Origin of the sequence: Rhodococcoides kyotonense (assembly GCF_001645385.1) — a bacterium.
Taxonomy (GTDB): domain Bacteria; phylum Actinomycetota; class Actinomycetes; order Mycobacteriales; family Mycobacteriaceae; genus Rhodococcoides; species Rhodococcoides kyotonensis_B.
Genome location: NZ_LVHI01000026.1, coordinates 11919 through 27164, shown reverse-complemented (window position 1 = coordinate 27164; position 15246 = coordinate 11919). Strand labels below are relative to the sequence as shown.

Annotated in this window: 17 protein-coding genes; 6 read left to right on the top strand and 11 right to left on the bottom strand. The window is 64.1% G+C overall.

The window, feature by feature from the left end; genetic code table 11:
* The first annotated feature begins 33 nt into the window (after positions 1 to 33).
* Positions 34 to 1665, top strand: coding sequence for a DUF222 domain-containing protein (locus A3K89_RS19485; RefSeq protein WP_254303591.1), 1632 nt, complete (start codon positions 34 to 36; stop codon positions 1663 to 1665).
* 181 nt (positions 1666 to 1846) lie between these two features.
* On the opposite strand, the gene A3K89_RS19480 is transcribed toward A3K89_RS19485, so the two are convergent.
* The 3 genes from A3K89_RS19480 to A3K89_RS19470 are packed head-to-tail and all read right to left on the bottom strand — an operon-like array spanning position 1847 to position 3788.
* The gene (locus tag A3K89_RS19480; RefSeq protein WP_068429518.1) at positions 1847 to 2380 is read right to left on the bottom strand and encodes a carboxymuconolactone decarboxylase family protein; all 534 of its coding nucleotides are present in this window, start codon (positions 2378 to 2380) and stop codon (positions 1847 to 1849) included.
* 23 nt (positions 2381 to 2403) lie between these two features.
* Positions 2404 to 2742 carry an MmcQ/YjbR family DNA-binding protein gene (locus A3K89_RS19475; RefSeq protein ID WP_217266274.1) on the bottom strand — a complete coding sequence of 113 codons (339 nt, stop codon included), beginning with the start codon at positions 2740 to 2742 and terminating at the stop codon, positions 2404 to 2406.
* Positions 2739 to 3788, bottom strand: coding sequence for a M48 family metallopeptidase (locus A3K89_RS19470; RefSeq protein WP_068429516.1), 1050 nt, complete (start codon positions 3786 to 3788; stop codon positions 2739 to 2741). Before A3K89_RS19470 ends, A3K89_RS19475 begins: the two co-directional genes overlap by 4 nt.
* 205 nt (positions 3789 to 3993) lie before the next feature.
* Between A3K89_RS19470 and A3K89_RS19465 the strand changes: the two genes are divergently transcribed.
* Positions 3994 to 4878: an ABC transporter substrate-binding protein gene (locus A3K89_RS19465; RefSeq protein WP_068429527.1), complete on the top strand. Its 885-nt coding sequence runs from the start codon at positions 3994 to 3996 to the stop codon at positions 4876 to 4878.
* Between the two features lie 4 nt (positions 4879 to 4882).
* Here the strand turns inward: A3K89_RS19465 and A3K89_RS19460 are convergent, their stop codons facing one another.
* From A3K89_RS19460 to urtA, 6 genes are all read right to left on the bottom strand, one after another.
* A complete protein-coding gene (locus tag A3K89_RS19460) occupies positions 4883 to 5566 on the bottom strand; it encodes a GntR family transcriptional regulator (RefSeq protein WP_068429514.1) in 684 nt (227 codons plus the stop codon).
* 12 nt (positions 5567 to 5578) lie between these two features.
* The gene (gene urtE / locus A3K89_RS19455; RefSeq protein ID WP_068429511.1) at positions 5579 to 6271 is read right to left on the bottom strand and encodes an urea ABC transporter ATP-binding subunit UrtE; all 693 of its coding nucleotides are present in this window, start codon (positions 6269 to 6271) and stop codon (positions 5579 to 5581) included.
* A complete protein-coding gene (urtD, locus tag A3K89_RS19450) occupies positions 6264 to 7094 on the bottom strand; it encodes an urea ABC transporter ATP-binding protein UrtD (RefSeq protein ID WP_068429508.1) in 831 nt (276 codons plus the stop codon). The genes urtE and urtD overlap by 8 nt, the downstream gene beginning before the upstream one ends.
* Positions 7091 to 8176 carry an urea ABC transporter permease subunit UrtC gene (gene urtC / locus A3K89_RS19445; protein WP_068429507.1) on the bottom strand — a complete coding sequence of 362 codons (1086 nt, stop codon included), beginning with the start codon at positions 8174 to 8176 and terminating at the stop codon, positions 7091 to 7093. The genes urtD and urtC overlap by 4 nt, the downstream gene beginning before the upstream one ends.
* The gene (gene urtB / locus A3K89_RS19440) at positions 8173 to 9057 is read right to left on the bottom strand and encodes an urea ABC transporter permease subunit UrtB (RefSeq protein WP_068429505.1); all 885 of its coding nucleotides are present in this window, start codon (positions 9055 to 9057) and stop codon (positions 8173 to 8175) included. The genes urtC and urtB overlap by 4 nt, the downstream gene beginning before the upstream one ends.
* A gap of 93 nt (positions 9058 to 9150) precedes the next feature.
* Positions 9151 to 10425: an urea ABC transporter substrate-binding protein gene (urtA, locus tag A3K89_RS19435; RefSeq protein ID WP_068429504.1), complete on the bottom strand. Its 1275-nt coding sequence runs from the start codon at positions 10423 to 10425 to the stop codon at positions 9151 to 9153.
* A gap of 263 nt (positions 10426 to 10688) precedes the next feature.
* Here urtA and A3K89_RS19430 point away from each other — a divergent pair, with 263 nt between their 5' ends.
* Genes A3K89_RS19430 through A3K89_RS19415 form a run of 4 tightly spaced genes read left to right on the top strand, consistent with a single transcriptional unit; the run spans position 10689 to position 12909 of the window.
* Complete coding sequence (locus A3K89_RS19430; protein WP_068429501.1) at positions 10689 to 10901, top strand: helix-turn-helix transcriptional regulator; 213 nt, start codon at positions 10689 to 10691, stop codon at positions 10899 to 10901.
* A complete protein-coding gene (locus A3K89_RS19425) occupies positions 10898 to 11422 on the top strand; it encodes a hypothetical protein (RefSeq protein WP_068429499.1) in 525 nt (174 codons plus the stop codon). Before A3K89_RS19430 ends, A3K89_RS19425 begins: the two co-directional genes overlap by 4 nt.
* Complete coding sequence (locus tag A3K89_RS19420; protein WP_068429496.1) at positions 11419 to 11901, top strand: DUF2029 domain-containing protein; 483 nt, start codon at positions 11419 to 11421, stop codon at positions 11899 to 11901. Before A3K89_RS19425 ends, A3K89_RS19420 begins: the two co-directional genes overlap by 4 nt.
* A gap of 24 nt (positions 11902 to 11925) precedes the next feature.
* A complete protein-coding gene (locus tag A3K89_RS19415; RefSeq protein ID WP_068429494.1) occupies positions 11926 to 12909 on the top strand; it encodes an MBL fold metallo-hydrolase in 984 nt (327 codons plus the stop codon).
* On the opposite strand, the gene A3K89_RS19410 is transcribed toward A3K89_RS19415, so the two are convergent.
* Both A3K89_RS19410 and ramB read right to left on the bottom strand, forming a co-directional pair.
* Positions 12910 to 13737 carry a hypothetical protein gene (locus A3K89_RS19410; protein ID WP_068429524.1) on the bottom strand — a complete coding sequence of 276 codons (828 nt, stop codon included), beginning with the start codon at positions 13735 to 13737 and terminating at the stop codon, positions 12910 to 12912.
* 50 nt (positions 13738 to 13787) lie between these two features.
* Entirely contained in the window at positions 13788 to 15200 is a 1413-nt protein-coding gene (gene ramB / locus A3K89_RS19405) for an acetate metabolism transcriptional regulator RamB (RefSeq protein ID WP_068429492.1), read from the bottom strand.
* Between the last annotated feature and the right edge of the window lie 46 nt (positions 15201 to 15246).

Genomic DNA, 15246 nt, shown 5'->3' with positions numbered 1-15246 from the left:
TTGTTGGCGAAGGAGTTCGGGGAGCGGACGTCGTTGACGGGGGAGCGGTTGGAGCCGTTGTCGGCGGATACCTCGCGGGCTGGTGAGGACGGGGTGATCGGGGAGGAGCATCAGCAGATCGTGCGGAAGTTCTTTCGCCGGTTGGGTGGAAAGGTCGATATCGAGACGCGCGAGCGTGCGGAGGCGCAGTTGGCGCAGTTGGCGCGGGAGTTGGGTCCGGATCATTTCAAGGCGGCGGCGGGCCGGTTGTATGACGTGCTCGATCCGGATGGGGAGGACGAGAGTCCGGAGCGGGTGGCCGATCGCTGTTATGTGCGGTTGGACGAGCAGGGCCCGGATGGCTTGTCGAAGGTGCGGATGGTTGTCGATGCGGAGTTTCGGGCGTATCTGGAGGCAGTGTTGGCCAAGTGGGCCAAGCCGGGGCAGTGCAACAGTGCCGATATTTCGCCGGTGGTCGATGATGCTGATGATCCCGTGAGCGACGGCGATGCCACTACCGACACGGACAGCCCGGAGTCGAATGGTGCAGTGACTGAGCCGGATTCGGCCGGTGCGGAGTCGAGCTTGTTCGAGCCGCCGGTCGCCGAGGCCGAAACCGGGGCGGATGCTGAGGACGACGCTGCTGCGGTGAACGATCAGGCTGCTGCGAGAAGCGCTGAGGCTGAGGAGTCTGAGCGGGCGGGTCGGGATCGGCGGGGTAGGGGTCGGCGTCAGCATGATGCGGTGAAGATGGTGTTTCGGCAGATGTTGGCGTCGGGGCAGATGGGTCGGCATCGGGGGTTGCCGGTGACGGCGGTGGTGTCGATGTCGTGGAAGGATTTCGAGGCTGGTACTGGTCATGCGGTGACGGCGACGGGGTCGTTGGTGAAGATGCGTGATGCCATTCGAATGGCATCGCATGCGCATCACTATCTGGTGTTGTTCGATGAGCAGGAGCGGCCGTTGCAGTTGCGGCGGACCAAGCGGATTGCGTCGGAGGATCAGCGGATCGTGTTGATCGCGGCCGATCGTGGGTGCAGTTTTCCTGGTTGTACTCGTCCGGCGACGTGGTCGCAGGTCCATCACGTGACGGAGTGGGCGGCCGGTGGTAATACCGATATCGAGGATTTGACGTTCGGGTGCGATCAGCATCATCGGCTTGTCGGGTCCGGGGAGCATGGGTGGGCGACGACGAAGGCTGGTCCTGGGCATCGTTATGCGGGGCGTACGTTGTGGCATGCGCCGGCGTCGATCGATCCGAGCCGCAGGGGGCGGGTCAATCATTTCCATCACCCGAACGAATACATCTATCCCTGCCCGGAGGTTCCGCTACCGGACATGCCTGCGCCGGACAGCCCTGCGCCGGATCGCTCTGCGTCGGGTGTGCCTGTGTCCGAGGCGGATACGCGCGCGGCCTGCCAGCCCGAGACCCTCCAGCCCGAGACCGTCCAGCCCGAGACCCTTCAGTCCGCGGCCTGCCAGCCCGAGCCCGTCCAGCCCGAGACCCTCCAGCCCGAGACCCTCCAGTCCGAGCCCGAGCTTTTCGATGACATTCGCCACGATCAGGCCACCCGGTCCGATGCGGGAACACCCGGTGGGCAGCCGGCGACCGGGGTGTCGGGCGGTAGAGGATCTGCGGGCGGGCCGGATTCGGTTGGTGGGGAGGTCGACCCACCGGCCGCCTGATCGGCGGCGGCTGGGGTGGTGCGCTGCAGGACGGCCCGCCCCAGCTGAGTCCGGCCGACAACTACATCCGCACCCAGCGGCACACACGAAGCCCGACGTGTGCCGCCTACAGTCGTGCTCTGAGAACGTCGGTGCGCTCGCCGACTGTGGCTGCGCAGAACCAAGGCGTCGAGAACAGCTGTCAGAAATCCCGTTCCACGCGCAGGGTCCCGATAGTCGTTGCGAGACCGTCGTATTGGGCGACGAGGAACAGGAACTCGATCATCTGCCGCTCGTCGAACTCCTGCGACAGTGCCTTCCATGTCGGGTCGGACAAATCCTTGGTGTCGAGCAATTCGTCCGTCGCGGTGAGAATGACACGGTGCTTGGGGCTGAGACCCTCGGCCGTCGGCCCCTCGTGCACGAGAGCCAGCAGCTCTGCCGTCACGCCGAAGCGGCGGCCGATACGGCTGTGATGATCCATCTCGTAACCGCAGTCGCGCAGATACGCGATCCGGTTGATCACCAATTCCGTTTCCTTGGGCGGAATTCGGCCACCCGGCATCATTCGACCACTGAAGATCAGCCAACCCCGGAACAGTCCTTTGGCGCGACCGACCGTACTGAACAGATGCGCATCGGGCGTCCCGGCGACTTTCGACAGGACGCGACACAACACCCAGTTGATCGGGCCGAGTTGCTTGAAAGAACCGGTCGGGATCCGAGGTGTGCTCATCGGCCCGACGCTACCTGCGACGCCTACCGCGCACCACGTTTCCTGTGAACAAGAGCGTGTGACTCCTCGATCAGATCCTCGACGAGACCGTCGGGCACATCGCCGTCGAGCCGAATGGTGACCCAGTGACGCTTGTTCATGTGGTAGCCCGGCACGATGTGCGTGTGTTCGCCGACGAGCACCTCCGCGTGCTCGGGCGCGCACTTCAGTGTCAGTCTGTCGTTGCCGTCGTCACCGGCTCCGAGCACGGCGAAAATCTTCCCGCCGGTCTTGTAGACAGAGGTTTCGGGACCGAATGGGTGGGTGAGCTCGGCGTCCGGCAGCGCGGCGCAGTGCGCGTGCACGCGTCCGGACGTCGTCACGACTTGCGCCAGTGATCGAAGCGATTCTTGATGTCCGACGCGACGTCACCGATTCCGTTCCCGACGGCGTCGACGGCTCCGGTGAAACCACTGCCGAGGTCACGCAGGGTCCTGATCAGCGGGTCTTCGGACGTGTCGAAGCTCTGTTTGTAACTCTTGGCTGCAGAGCGGAACTCGTCGCCGACCTTCGCCTCGTGGTCCTGCGACTTGCGCGGGTACTCCCCACGAAGGACGGCCGCGTATTCGCCGCTGTCGACCCACTTCTTCAGCTCTGCTGCACGAAGAACCGAGAACGGGTGCGACAGCAGTTCGATATTGAGCAGCTTCAGCACGCCGTCGCGCAGGTCGCCGCTGGCCTCGTACTCGGCTGCCTGCGCGAGGAACGCGTCGATGTCGATTTCGCTGATCCGCGCGCCGCCCGCAAGTTTGAGTTGCACTCGCAACGCGGTGTGCACGTCCTGCCCGCACAGCAATCCGGCTCGGTCACCCGAAAGTTCCGATTTGCGTTGCCATTCCATGAGTCCGGCGATGATCGCGCGAAGTGCCCAGCCGCCCACCGGGATCCAGCCGATCGTTCCGGCCAGACGCATCAGGTGCATGAGAATCGTGCGGTACACAGCATGGCCGGACAGAGCGTGACCCAGTTCGTGTCCGACGACGAATCGCTGTTCCTCGTAGGTGAGGATGTCGAGCAGACCCGTCGTGACGACGATGAACGGCCGGTCCATACCGATCGTGAACGCGTTGACCGCAGGCGACTGCAGCACGAACATCTCGGGAGTCTCGGCGGCGCCGAGAATCTCGACGCAGTCGGCGCGCAGATCGTCGAGATCCTTGAACTGCCTGCTGTCGACGCGCACCGACGTCGCCAGATACATCAGTCGGTGCTGACGTTCCTGCAGTAGCCCGGACAGTGTGCGGAGAACCGTGTCGAAGCCCTTGAGCGTGCGCAATGTGACCAGCGCTGCTCGGTCGGAAGGGTGTTCCCACGCCCGAGAACTGATGTCGGGGAACTCGATGCGCGTGCGATCCGGTGCTGCCGTCAAGCCATTCTCCCAGCGTCACGGGTGTCAACGAACATAATTCGTCGTTCAAAGTATCAGTAAAGACGTCGCACGGCAGGGATGAAGCGCTGCGGAGGTAATGCTTAGGCTAACCTCATCCCGAAACCGGTCGATGAACGAAGGATTGAACGTGGCAAGTTCGACAACGCACTTACGAGCATTCGCGATCGTCATCGCGACTGCAGCGATGACAACGGTGATGACGGCCTGTTCGTCGGCAGACGCGGGCGAGGCGCAGTCCGGCAGTGAGAGCAGCACTCGCGTCGTCGACCATGCTCGTGGCACCACCGAAGTGCCTGCGTCGCCGCTGCGTGTCGTGACGCTCGAACCGGTCGAGCTCGACACGGCCGTCGCACTCGGGGTGATCCCGGTGGGAACCGCGGTGCTCAGCGAAACGACGGGTGTGCCCGCGTACCTCGGTGCGGAGGCTGCGGACATCACGCCGATCGGTACCGTCGCCGAACCGCGGATCGAGTCGATCGCTGCGCTGCAGCCCGACCTGATCCTGGGAACCGAAACGCGGCACGGCGAGTACTACGAGCAGCTCTCGGCGATTGCACCGACGGTGTACATGGCGTCGCAGTCCGATCCGTGGCAGGACAACGTCCGTCTCGTCGGGCGCACGCTGGGACGCGAGGGCGAAGCCGAGGCCCTGCTCGACGACTATGCGGATCGGTGCGACGACATCGCAGCGAAGCACGACACGGCAGGCAAGACCGCGCAGCTCATCCGCCCGCGGAACGACCAGCTGACGCTCTACGGTCCGCTGTCGTTCGCAGGCAGCACACTCGAATGTGCGGGCTTCACGACGCCGCCGCGCCCGGAGTGGGCCGACGAGATCTCCGTCGACCTGTCGCCGGAGCTCGCCGCGCAGGCTCGGGCCGATCTGATCGTCGTCACCGCGACGAATCCGGCTGATCCAGCGGCGATTCCGGCGGCGGTCACGGAAAATGCTGCGGCACTGCCCAACCCGCACGCCGTCGATCAGTCCTTCTGGATCACCGGCGTCGGGCCGAAGGGTGGACAGGCAGTGCTCGACGACATCGACCGGATACTGGCCGAGCAGAACTGAACGGTCAAATCTGAACGGACAGTGCGAATCTCGCCATCGACAGCGCTTGGGTAGCGCGATCGATGACGACGTTCTGCGACAGGTCGATATGCGACGACAACAATGCCCGGGCCGCGTCGAACTTCCCTGCCAACACCGCTTCACCGATGGCGATGTGCTCGTCGATGGTGTCGACGACACTGTCGCGTGCGACATAGCCGAACATTCGGACCGGCCGGATCCGGGCGTTGACCGTCTCGAGAGCGTCGGCGAGTGCTCGGTTTCCCGCCGACCTCAGCAGTGCGACGTGAAACAGCTCGTCCTGGGTGACGAAGTCGACGTCCGGTTCGGGCGGCGTGGAGCGCAAGCGTTTCCACTGTTCGACGACCGGTCCGAGCATGTACGGGTCGTGTTGGACCGACCCGGCGGCGACGCGCGTGATTCCCTGCAGCTCCAACGTCGTTCGCAATTCGTACAGGTCCGCGAGGTCACCGACGTGCGGACGATAGGGGTACAGCCCGTCGTCGCCGCGCATGACGAGGCCGTCGGCCAGAAGTCGTGCGAGCGCCTCACGCACGGGTGTACGTGAGACGCCGTAGAGCTCTGCGAGTCGTTCCTCCCCGAGTCGTTCGGTTGCCGGGATCGCGCCGGAGACGAGGTCGCGTCGCAGTGAGAGATACACCTTCTCGCGAAGGTCCCTGCGTGGCATGGGCAGTCGCGATCAGATCGCCATCGCCGCACGCACGTCGGCCTCGGAGTCGCTACCACCGGTGCCGGACGACGTGATGCGGCCGGCTTCGAGGATGTAGTACTGCTGCGCCGATTCGAGTGCGAACCCGATGTGCTGCTCCACCAGAAGAACTCCGAGACCGCCGCGACGAGTGAGCTCGAGGATGGTGCGTTCGATCTCGGCGACGACGGACGGCTGAATGCCCTCGGTCGGCTCGTCGAGAACGATCATCTTCGGCTCGGTGATGAGGGCGCGCGCGATCGCGAGCTGTTGTCGCTGCCCACCGGAGAGCAGGCCTGCGCGACGGGTAAGCAGATCCTTCAGTGCCGGGAACAGGTCGAGCGCCTCATCGATCAGGGCTTTGCCGCGCTTACGGCCATCGGCGACGACCTGCAGGTTCTCGGCTGTGGTGAGTTGCCCGAACGACTGCTGGCCCTGGGGGACGTACGCGAGCCCGCGGGCGACGCGAGCGCTCGGCCGCAGGGCCGTGACGTCGGCCCCGTCGAACATGATCTTGCCCGAGCCGACCTTCAGCAGACCGACCGCAGCGCGCAGAAGCGTCGTCTTGCCTGCGCCGTTGTGCCCCATGACGGCAGCGACACCGTCGGCGGGGACGGTCAGCGACGCGCCGTGGATGACTTCGCTGCGGCCGTAACCTGTTCGTACGTCGACGAGTTCAAGCATCTCCTGCCCCTTCTTCTGCGATCTGGTCGAGTTCCTCGCCCGCCGCGGCGGTGCCGAGATAGACCTCCTGGACTTTCGGATCCGCCTGGACCTCGGCGACGGTGCCCTCGGAGAGAACACGACCACCCGCGAGGACGGTGACGGAGGTGGCGAACGCGCGCATGAAATCCATGTCGTGTTCGACGACGACCACCGTGCGCTCACCGCCGATTCGCCGAAGCAGTTCGCCGGTCTCCTCGCGTTCCTCGTGACTCATGCCGGCGACGGGCTCGTCGAGCAGAAGTACATCGGCGTTCTGTACCAACAACATTCCGATCTCGAGCCACTGCTTCTGGCCGTGCGCGAGGATTCCGGCCGGCTTGTCGCGGTGCTTTTTCAAGCCGATCGTCTCCAGCGCTTGTTCGATCTCGGCGCTGACGGCCTTGCGCTTGCGCAGCATCGTCGACCATGAGCGCCCGGCACCGGCCGCGATGTCGAGGTTCTGCAGGACGGTGAGCTGCTCGAAGATGCTGGCGGTCTGGAACGTTCGTCCGACACCGAGGCGTGCGATCTGATGGACCTTCTTCCCGATCAGCTCGACGCCCGACTTCGTGACCGATCCCGTCGCCGGAACCAGCCCGGTGATGGCGTCGATCAGCGTGGTCTTGCCTGCACCGTTCGGGCCGATGAGAAACCGCAGATCACCCTGCATCAGCGTGAGATTCACGTCGGTGTTGGCCTTGAAGCCGTCGAAGCTGACCGTCAGGCCACGCACTTCGAGGTACTGGCTCGACATGCCGGCGTTGCCGCCGAACGTCGGCTGGTGACTGTCGGTGTGGATCATTTGACCAGCTCCTTCTCTTCGACGTCGACGACGGATGCTTCGTCGGCTTTCTTGCGACGCCTCAGTGCGAACAAGCCCGCGACGCCCGCCGGGAAGAATCCGACGACGACGATGAACAGCAGACCCTGCGCGTACGTCCACCCGGACGGGAACTGTTCGGACAGCGTGGTCTGTGCCCACGCGACACCGAGCGCGCCGAGGACGGGGCCGAGCAGCGTCGTGCGGCCACCGATCGCGACGCCGATGAGGAACGCGATCGACGGGACGATACCGACGTCGTTGGGGGAGACGATGCCGACGATCGGAACGAACAGTGCGCCTGCGAGACCCGCGAAGAATGCCGCGGTGACGTACGCGACGATCTTGATGTTGGCCGGGTCGTATCCGAGGAAGCGGACGCGCTCCTCCTGGTCACGGACTGCGACTAGCAATTCCCCGTAGCGCGAGTACATCAACTGGCGGGTGATCGCGACGACTGCGAGCAGCACACCCGCCGCGATGAAGAACAGCATCTGTTTGTTGGCCGGATCATTGAGATTGAATCCGAAGAAAGTGCGGAAACGGTTGAGTCCGTTCGAGCCTCCGGTGCTCTGTTGCCCGATGAGGAGGATGGCGAACGCGGCGGCGAGTGCCTGGCTCAGGATCGCGAAGTACGCGCCCTTGACGCGACGCTTGAACACACCGAGACCGAGGACGAGCGCGACCAGACCGGGAACGAAGAGGATTCCGAGGATGGTCACCAGTGGCGACTGGAACGGAACCCAGTACGACGGCAGTTCGCGGATGCCCGCGATGGACATGAAGTCCGGCACTGCGTCACCGCGAAGGTCGGCGTCGGCGATCTTCAGGTGCATCGCCATGATGTACGCGCCGAGGCCGAAGAAGACGCCCTGGCCGAGCGTCAGCATTCCGCCTCGGCCCCAGGCCAATCCGATACCGACGGCGATGATCGCGTAACAGATGAACTTGCCGAGCAGGTTCAGTCGGAAGTCGCTGAGGACAGCGGGAGCGACGGCGAACAGGAGAATGGCGGCGACGGCGAACCCCAGCCAGGCGCCACGTTTCTGGACGAAGGTACTCACACCAAACTCCTTGTCTTGACCGCGAACAGTCCCTGGGGGCGGACCTGGAGGAAGATCACGATGAGGACGAACAGGACGACCTTGGCGATCGAGGCCGTCGTGTTGTACTCGATGAACGAGTTGACGATGCCGAGGGTGAACGCGGCGATCACCGCGCCCTTGATCTGGCCGAGGCCACCGACGACGACCACGAGGAACGCGTCGATCAGATAGCTCTGTCCGACAGTCGAACTCGTCGATCCGATGAGAGTCAGTGCGACGCCCGCGATACCGGCGAGGCCGGAGCCGATGAAGAACGTCGAGATGTCCGTCGTACGGCTGGAGATGCCCGACGTCTCCGCGAGATCGCGATTCTGGACGACCGCGCGGATGCGTCGACCCATCGGGGTGGTCTTGAGTGCGAACGACAGAGCGACGACGCACACGACGGCGAGGACGAGAATGAAGATGCGGGTCTTCGGGACGACGGCCCCGAGGATGTCGACGCCGCCCGACAGCCAGCCGGGCGAGACGACGTTGACGGCAGGAGCACCGAAGATGTCCCGGGCGAGCTGCTGAAGTATCAGTCCGACGCCGAACGTGACGAGCAGCGTGTCCAACGGACGGTGATACATGCGTCGGATCAACGTGACCTCGAGCAGAACGCCCATGGCGCCGCCGACGAGGAATCCGACGATCAACGAGATGAACAGCGACGCACCGCCGGCGGAGATGACTTGCTGTACGACGTACGCGGTGTACGAACCGGCCATGATGAACTCACCATGTGCCATGTTGATGACGCCCATCTGGCCGAACGTCAGCGACAGTCCCAGTGCGGCGAGCAAGAGGATAGAACCGATCGACAGGCCGGTGAACAGCTGCCCGACAACGACATCCATGTGTGGCTCCTTCGGGGAGGCGGCGTTGCCGCACGTGCGCGCGAATGTATAGCCCGCTGTACATTCGCGCGCACGGGGGGCGCAGCCGCAGTATCAGTTGAGGTCGGCGGCCCAGTCGTAGGTCTCCAGGAACGGGTCGGGCTCGATCGGAGCCGGCGACTCCCAGACGGTGTAGATCAGGCCGTCGGGGCGGATCTCACCGATGCGCGCAGTCTTCGAGATGTGGTGGTTGTCGCCGTCGATCACGACCTCGCCTTCGGGTGCGGCGAAGCTGACGCCGTCGGCTGCGTCCTGAATGTCGTTCACCGCGAACGAGTTTGCCTTCTCGACGGTGTTCTTCCACAGGTAGACCGACGTGTACGCGGCTTCCATCGGATCGGACGTCGGCTTGTCGGCGCCGTACTTGGCCTTGTAATCGGCGACGAACGTCGTGTTCTCCGGGGTGTCGACGGTCTGGTAGTAGTTCCACGCCGTCAGCTGGCCCGCGATGTTCTGTGCGCCGATGCCCGCGACCTCTTCTTCGGCGATCGACACCGAAATGACCGGCATGTTAGCAGCATTCAGCCCGGCATTGGTGTACTCGCGGAAGAAGGCGACGTTCGAGTCGCCGTTCAACGTGTTGAACACGGCGTCGGCGTCGGCCGCGCGCACCTTGTTGACGATGGTCGAGAAGTCGGTCGAGCCGAGCGGGGTGTAGTCCTCGCCCTTGATCTCGATGCCGTTCGCCGCCGCGTACGCCTTGATCTCTCGGTTGGCGGTCTGCGGGAAGACGTAGTCGCTACCGACGAGGTAGAGCGAGGTCTTTCCCTGTTCTTTCAGGTAGTCGAGCGCGGGGATGATCTGCTGGTTCGTCGTCGCACCCGTGTAGAAGATGTTGTCCGACGCCTCCAGACCCTCGTACTGAACGGGGTAGTAGAGGAGTGCGTCGTTGTCTTCGAATACCGGCAGCATCGCCTTGCGCGACGACGACGTCCAGCCGCCGAAAACTGCTGCGACACAGTCGCTGCTGATCAGCTTCTCGGCCTTCTCGGCGAACACGGTGGGCTCGGACGCTCCGTCCTCCGACACGACCTGAATCTGCTTACCGAGCACGCCGCCGGACGCGTTGATCTGCTCGACGGCCAGTGCGATCGAATCACGCACCGTCACTTCGCTGATGGCCATCGTGCCGGACAGCGAGTTCAGCGACCCGACCTTGATCGTGTCACCGGAAGTGTCGACGCAGGACTGCGCAGAGGAGCCACCGTCGCTCGACGCCGTGTCACTCGCCCGGCTGCCGCACGCGGTGAGAGTCAAGCCGACCATCGCCAGCGCGGCCGGAACGACCAGCGCCCGGGTGGCGAACTTGCTGGAAGGAAGAGCAGGCATCGCGGACGCCCTTTCGCTTGTATACGGAGTTGTATTCGCGATTGGGAACAGTAAAGGCCGTGTATTGCGCAGGTATTTTCTACGGTCACGAGTTCGTTTCGTGGATTACGTGGCTGTAAACAACCGTTCCGGTGCCCGATCCGGCCCCGATTTACCCTCCTGTTGTGCGGTCTGCAGGCCCGTGGGCGCACAACAGGAGGGTAAATTTCCGCCGATGACAAGTGGGGTTGACATTCCATGACAAGTCCGCTTGACTTTTACGCATGACCACCGCATCGAGAACCAATTCGGTGCGCGACCACCGCAAGGCGGCACGGCTGACGCAGGCGGAGCTCGGAAAGGCCTGCGGTGTCAGCAGGCAGAGCATCGTCTCCGTCGAAGGCGGTGATTACGCGCCGAGTGTGTACCTGGCGCTGAAACTTGCACGGGCACTGGGAACAACCGTCGAGACCCTGTTCGATCTGGAGGAATCATGAGTGCGTTCACGAAAACCATGCGTTTCGTCGGCGATCTCGACGACGAATTCTACGACGACGAACGCCAGCGCGATGTGTGGAACGAGGCGTCGGCGATCGGATTTCAGCTTTTCGTGTGGACATCCTTGATCGTCGTATGCCTGCTCCCGTTGCTGTTCGGCGTCGCCGGTAGTTGGATTGCGTTGGGGCTGTTGGCGGTATATCTGACGATCGCGTCGACGGTCCTCGCGTACGCGAAAGCCCGCGGGATCGACATGTACGCGTCGCAGAGCCTGATGCGTGTGCGCGTTCTGCTGCCGTGCGGAATCTACTTGATCGCAGCCTTTTCCGCGATGATCGTGCTCGCGTCGGAGTATCTCGACGGAGTCGGTTCGGCACCGTTCGTCGGAATGGCGTTGGGCGCCTTGGTCGGTGGACTAGGTGGCGTCTATGCCGTGATGCGACGCCGACGGCTCGTGCGAGAGCAGGAAGCCCGCGACGACGAAGCCGAGCTGAACGAACTCGTGAAGGAGCAGTCGTGAACGCCTTCGTCAGAACCATGCGTTTCGTCGGTGATCTCGACGACGAATTCTACGACGACGAACGCCAGCGTGATGTGTGGAACGAGGCCTCCGCCATAGGTTTTCAATTGTTCCAGTGGGCTTCGCTGATCGGCGCTGCCGTCCTGCCGTGGGTTTCGGGGAGTACGGGCGCCCGGGTGTCACTGGGAATTCTGGTGACGCTCACGGTGATCAACCTGCTCACCATCGCCTATTCGGCAGCCCGACGCGTCAATCTCTACACCGCGGCGAAGGTCAACCGTGTGCGCGGGCTCGTGGTGGCGGCGCTACTTGCGTTCGGTTACGTCTCGGCGCTCGTGAAACTGCAACCGGAGACGTTCTCCGACGCCAGTTCCTGGGCAGGCGGGGTCGTCGGGGCCGTCGCCGGGGGAGGACTCGTCGGAATCGTGATCTGGCGGATGAAGCGTCGAAACGCGAAGTTCGAGAACGAGGAAGTCTGAGAGCCCACCTGTACCGTCGTCGACATGACTGCGCAGCAGATCGCCGACGACGTATGGGCCTTCCTGTGGGAACCGGGGAGCTGGGGGCAGGCGAACACGGGATTGGTCGTGGACCCCGGGACCGCGGCGATGGTGGTCGACACGGTATGGGACACGCGTGAGGCTCGACGGATCGCCGACGACACGGCCTCGCTCACCGGCGCTACGCCGATCACCGAGGTCGTCAACACCCATTCCGACGGTGATCACTGGTGGGGCAACGACACCGTCCCCGCGGACGCGCGGATCACGACGAGCGCGGCGTCACTGCATGCGATGAAGGAGGAGACCCCTCCCTCGGCGGTGCATGCGTTCGCATCGCTGGGTGCTCTCACAAGTTGGATACCCGGTCCCGCAGGACACATGGGCAGCTACATGAACCGCGTGCGCGGCGGTGCACAGTTTCCCCGCAAGACGCCGCGCATGCCCGACCACACCTTCGAGGTCACCGAGCGTATCGACGTCGGCGGCCGCGAGGTGCAACTCCGCTACCTCGGACCCGCGCATACCGCGGGAGACCTGATCGCACACGTCCCCGACGCGGGTGTCGTATTCGCCGGTGACTTGCTCTTCGTCGGGTCGACGCCGATCCTGTGGCACGGGCCGCTCGAGAACTGGACGGCCGCGCTGGAACATCTGTTGTCGCTCGACGCTGCGGTGTACGTTCCCGGGCACGGACCTCTGTGCGGCGCTGCGGAAATTCAGGCCGTGCACGACTACTGGACGTGGGTGAGCGAGGCGGGTCGTGAACATTTCGACGCGGGCCTCGGTGCGACGCAGGCCGCTCGAAACATGCTGCGATCGAGCGAATTCAAGCGATTCAGCTCGTGGGACTCGCCCGAACGTCTCGTGCTGAGCATGTCGACGTTGTTCCGGCTGTGGCAGGGGGAGCCGGCGGCGCCCCCGACCATCACGCGACGAGCGAAAGCATTCGCCGACGCGGGAGCGCTTCTGCGGTCGGCGCGGTGATCACTGCCCGGTCGTAGCAGGCTTCCTGGACCGCGCGCTGCGGCGGACCGCGAGGAAACCGACGAGGCCCACCACGATCAGCGCGATGCCGAGGTAGGTGGGACCGGCTTCGGTGATCAACAGTGCCACGCCGACGATGCCGACGTATGCGGGGATCCAGTCGAACAAGGCGAGCAGGGGAGGTCCTGGTTCCGACGGCTGTGCGGCGTCGGGGTACCACTCGGTGAAGGCGACGGCGAAGAGCAGCGCCCCGATCTGCAGGATCCACCCGGTCCAGAAGTTGTCCGACGTGTGCAGCACGATCACCCCGTAGAGGCCGGCCAGTGCGGAGAACGCGAAAGCCAGCGCCCATGCGAGTGTGATCCGATAGTTGATCTTGCGGAAGAGCGGAGTGTCCCAGACTTCCTCCGGTGCTTGCTCTTTCGCGTACTCGATCGTGAACGGATTGCGCAGCAGAATCGAGCCGAACGCGAAAACGACGAGCGCGATGTTGGTCATCTCGCCGGACCACAGTTCCATCCAGGAGATCACTCGGTCGCTCGCGAACAGTCCGATGACGGCGATGACCGCGAAGTAGGCGACGTCGAACCATTCCATCGTCTTGACCCGGCCGCCGCGTCGATCCGGGTCGTTCCGCAGGCTCCACTCCCGCCTATGCCCGAGGACGAGTAAGAGCACCGACATCCCGAGCGCGATGCTCGCGGCTTCCTCGAACCTCCCGGGCCCGACGATGAGCGACATCGCGATCCACGGGGCGAGTCCGGACAGCGGAGACTCGAGAAACGCGTCGATCGGGCTGCGTCGCGCTGCGGGGGTGGCGTCCATCATCCGATCGTCCACCGTCCGGTCGTTTCCGAGAAGGTGAGACGGCGGGTGATTTATCGAACGAGATACGGCGAGACGGAGCTGCGGTGCTCGTCGATGTCGAGTTCTTTCCCCAGCGGTGGAAAGGCTCGTTGCGGGCAGTTGGCTCGTTCGCATACCCGGCAACCGGCACCGATCGGCGTTGCGACGGCCGAGCCGTGGATGTCGAGGCCGTCGGCGTAGACGAGTCGGCTCGCATGTCGAAGCTCGCACCCGAGTCCGATCGCGAACGTCTTGCTCGGTTGTCCGTACCGAGCAGCGCGACGCTCGACGGTCCGCGCGATCCACAGATAGCTGCGGCCGTCGGGCATCTCGGCGATCTGCGTCATGATCTTTCCGGGGTACGCGAACGTCTCGTACACGTTCCACAGCGGGCACGTGCCGCCGCTCGACGAGAAGTGAAAACCCGTCGCCGATTGACGCTTCGACATGTTACCCGCGCGATCGACACGGACGAAGGAGAACGGGACTCCACGAACCTTGGGCCGCTGCAGCGTCGAAAGTCTGTGGCAGACGGTCTCGTAGCTGACCGAGAAGAAGGCCGACAGACGCTCGATGTCGTACCGAAACTCCTCGGCGACGTCGTGAAACTGGTGATAGGGCAGCACGGTCGCGGCGGCGAAGTAATTGGCGAATCCGAGAATCGCGAGCTTCCTCGACGCCTCGCTGGTGAAGTTGCCCTCCTCGACCATCCGATCGAGCAGGTCGCCGCACTCGAGATAGGCCAGTTCGGCGGCGAACTTGAACACTCTCTGACCGCCGGACAGGTGAGGGGAGATCTCCAGCAGCCTGCTCTCGGGGTCGAACCGGTGCAGAACGTTCTCGCCGAGGTCGATGCGGTTGACGATCTGCACCTCGTGCACGTTCTGCAGACGTTTCGCGATCTCGTTCCCGACGTCGGCGCGGTGAAAACGAATGCGCGACGTCAATTCCTCGGCGGCAGTGTCCAATTCGTGGAGGTAGTTCTGCCGCTCGTAGAAGTAGTCACGCACTTCCTCGTGCGGCTTGCTGATCGAGCCGCTCCCGCTGCCGTCGGAGAAGCGCTCTTCGGTCGCGGCGGCCAGCTGAGCCGTCGTATTGCGGTAGCGCCGGTGCATGGTCACCATCGCCCTCGCCAGTTGAGGGTGCGACGAGACCATCTGCGCGATCTCGTGCGAATCGGCGGCGATGCCCATGTTCTGGTCGAGAGCCACCTCGCGAAGTTCGGCCACGAGTCTGGTGTCGTCCTCGGACGAGAAGAACGACGTGTCCACCCCGAACACCTCGGAGATCCGGAGCAGGACGGGGACCGTCAAGGGCCTGACGTCGTGTTCGATCTGGTTGAGGTAGCTCGCCGAGATCTCGAGATGTCCGGCCAGCGCGACCTGGCTCATCTTGCGCTCCGTGCGCAGCTGTCGCAGCCGTGCACCCACGAACGTCTTGGGCATTGACCCAGGTTACGCCTGCGAAGACCCGGCTTAACAACGTTCGCGG